The sequence below is a fragment of the Streptomyces sp. adm13(2018) genome (assembly GCF_008042145.1).
Classification (GTDB): Bacteria; Actinomycetota; Actinomycetes; order Streptomycetales; family Streptomycetaceae; genus Streptomyces.
In genome coordinates this window covers 36,523-39,375 of the sequence record NZ_RDBH01000143.1, presented here as the reverse complement: position 1 = coordinate 39,375, position 2,853 = coordinate 36,523, and the positions used below count along the sequence as shown (strand labels likewise).

Annotated in this window: 2 protein-coding genes and 1 pseudogene; 1 reads left to right on the top strand and 2 read right to left on the bottom strand. The window is 76.6% G+C overall.

Translation table 11 applies throughout. The annotated features are described in order from the left end of the window. Positions 1-176: 176 nt before the first annotated feature. Positions 177-2,255 (bottom strand): ATP-binding protein, encoded by a 2,079-nt coding sequence (locus tag EAO70_RS34425; protein ID WP_148006745.1) that lies wholly within the window; start codon positions 2,253-2,255, stop codon positions 177-179. Positions 2,256-2,465: 210 nt separating this feature from the next. Further along, on the bottom strand, positions 2,466-2,630 hold the full coding sequence (locus EAO70_RS38285; protein ID WP_187284158.1) for a hypothetical protein: 165 nt from the start codon (positions 2,628-2,630) through the stop codon (positions 2,466-2,468). Between the two features lie 22 nt (positions 2,631-2,652). Between EAO70_RS38285 and EAO70_RS38280 the strand changes: the two are divergent. Next, a pseudogene (locus EAO70_RS38280) lies at positions 2,653-2,853 on the top strand (hypothetical protein); the annotation flags it as partial.

Genomic DNA, 2,853 nt, shown 5'->3' with positions numbered 1-2,853 from the left:
CTCCCGATCCCCGCCCCGTTCCCGCCTTCCCGCCCAGGTCCCGCGCGGTCCGCCCGGATCCGTCACGCCCACCGGCCGGGCGCGGCCGGTGGGCGTGACGGATCCGGGCGGACCGCGCGGGACCTGGGCGGGAAGGCGGGAACGGGGCGGGGATCGGGAGCGCGCGGGTCGTCGCCTCAGGAGTGCCGGGGGTCCCCGAGGGCCCGGTCCAGACCGTCCTGGGGCAGTCCGGTGAGGGCGCGGACGAAGATCTCCTCGTACGCCGGTTCGCCGAGCGTCGCGCGGGCGGTGTCGGTGTACTTCTCGTGCAGCGCCCGCAGGCCGGGCAGTCCGCGGCGGGGCTGGCCGGTGGAGCGCCAGTACGCCTCCCCGGTGCCCGAGACGTCGGCGGCGCGTTCGCCCTCGCCGGCCGCCGCGAGGGCCGTGGCGAGGACGTCGAGGCCGAGGGCCACCCCCAGACTGGCGCCGAGCCCCCGGGTCCCTTCGAGCATCGCGCGCGCGTGCCCGGCGGCCCGCGCCGGGTCGCCCTCCAGGAGCCCGGTGAGGGACAGCTGGTACTCCAGCGCCGTCCGGGTCCAGTGCTCGTCGAGCTCCTCGCACAGGGCACGCAGGGCCAGAGCCCGCTCCCGGGCCTCGCCGAGCCGGCCGAGGCCCGTCAGGGCGAAGACGTGGACGAGGTGGCAGCGGAGCCGGGCGGCGGAGTCGGCGGGGCCGCCCCGCGCCGCGTCCAGCACATGGCCCACGACGACGTGCGCGGCCATCGGGCGGCCGGTGGTCAGCGCGAGGAGCCCGGCGAGCGCGGCCGCGTCGAGGGTGAGATCGCCGGGCCGGTCCCGGTGAACCGTGTGCTCCGCGAACCGGGCCTCGCGGGCGCACCGCTCGCTCACGTCCTGCGCCGGGCCGAACTCGCCCTGGAGGACGAGGGTGACGCCGAGCGCCCACAGCGCGCGGGCCCGGGTGCGGCCGCGCTCCTCGCTGAGCAGCAGGGCCTGTTCGAGGCCGTCGCGGGCCTCGCGGAGGCGGCCCCGGCAGGACCAGGCGAAGGCGACGGAGCCGATGAGGTCGAGGGCGGCGTCGGGATCGGTCCGCAGCAGCCGGTCGAGCGCGAGGCGCAGATCGGTGTGGTGGGCGTCGACCGTCCGGTACCAGCGCAGCTGGCGGGCTCCGTGCCAGTCCGCCTCACCGCGCCGCGCGAGCCCGCGGAAGTGCGCGGCGTGCCGGTCGGCGACCGCGGCGGTCTCGCCGGTCCGGTCCAGCCAGGTCGCGCCGTACGCGCGGATCGTGTCGAGCATCCGCAGGCGTCCGGCGGTGTCCGGGGGGCGGACCACGGAGGCGCGGACGAGGCCGTCGAGGGCTCCCGGCAGCGTCGCCCGGTTCAGCGGGCCGCCGATGCACACGGCGGTCGCCGAGGCCAGGTCGAAGGGGCCGCGGAAGACGGAGAGCCGGGCCCAGAGGAGCCGTTCGAGGGGGGCGCTGAGTTCGTGGCTCCAGCCGATGGCGGCCCGCAGGGTCTGGTGGCGGCTCGGCCAGACCCGTTCGGTGTGCGCGAGGAGGTCGAAGCGGGCCGAGGGCGGGGCGTCGAAGCGGGTGCCGAGCTGGTCGCGGACGGCCTCGGCGCCCTGGATGCGGATCTGGGCGGCGGCCAGTTCCAGGGCGAGGGGGATGCCTTCGAGGCGGACGCAGATCTCGCCGGCCGGGCCCGCGGCGGTGAACTCCTCGCCGGCGGCCCCGCGGAGCAGGTCCAGGGCGTCGACCCCGGCGGGCGGCAGCGGGTCGAGGGCGACGATCTGCTCGCCCTCGACGCCGAGCGGGCGGCGGCTGGTGGTGAGGACGGTCAGTCCGGGGGCGGCGGCGAGGAGTTCGGCGACGAGCCGTGCGCAGGGTTCGGCCAGGTGCTCGCAGGAGTCGAGGACGAGCAGCAGCCGGTCGTCGGCGAGCCGGTGGCAGAGGCCGGTGGCCGCCATGCCCGGGGTGTGGTCGGCGAGGTCGACGGAGTCGGCGACGAGGGCGACGAGGAGCCGGTCGCCGTCGAGCTGGGCGAGGTCGGTCCACCAGGCGCCGTCGGGGTACAGCCCGGCGGCCCGGTGTGCGGCGCGCAGCGCGAGCCGGGTCTTCCCGACTCCCCCGACGCCGGTCACGGTGACGAGGCGGTGCTCCGCCAAGGCGGCGGATATCCGCTCCAGTTCCGTGCGGCGCCCCACGAAACCGGGGTTCTCGTCCGGCAGATGTCCACGCACGGGAGCAGTCTCCCTCATGAGTACGACGAACGGGTGGGCGGCACCGGTTCGTTACGCGGTCCGGACCGGAGCGGCGGCACCCTCCCGACCGTCACGATGCCGCACCCCCGACCGTCACGGCTAGGGCCTGTCGTCAAACTCCCGTCCGACCCACGACGCCAAGCACGCGCTCTCGCCGCACCGGGCGCAAGCCCGAGTACGCCCCGTACGAGGACGTGCGCAGGGCGGCTACGCATCCCCCACCTCCACGACGACCGAGTGCCACCCCTGGGCCCCGTCGGGCATGGTGCCGGTGCGCTCCTCGGGCTGGGTGGCGCCGGTGCCGTCGGTGGCGCGGACGGTGAGGGTGTGCCGGCCCGGGAGGGTACCCAGCAGACCGGGCACCCCGATCACACGTCACAGGAGGCGGGTCGCCATGACCGTGCAGGTAGATCTGGCTCGGCCGTCGCTCACGTACGGCGCACCGCTTCCGTCCTCGTACGGCGCATCGCTTCCGTCCGACGGGGACCTGTCCGACCGCGAGGTCGCCGACGGCTTCGTCCGCGGCGACGAGCGCTGCCTGGCCGCCGCGTACGACCGGTGGCACGGCCTGGTGCACACCATGGCCGCCCGCACC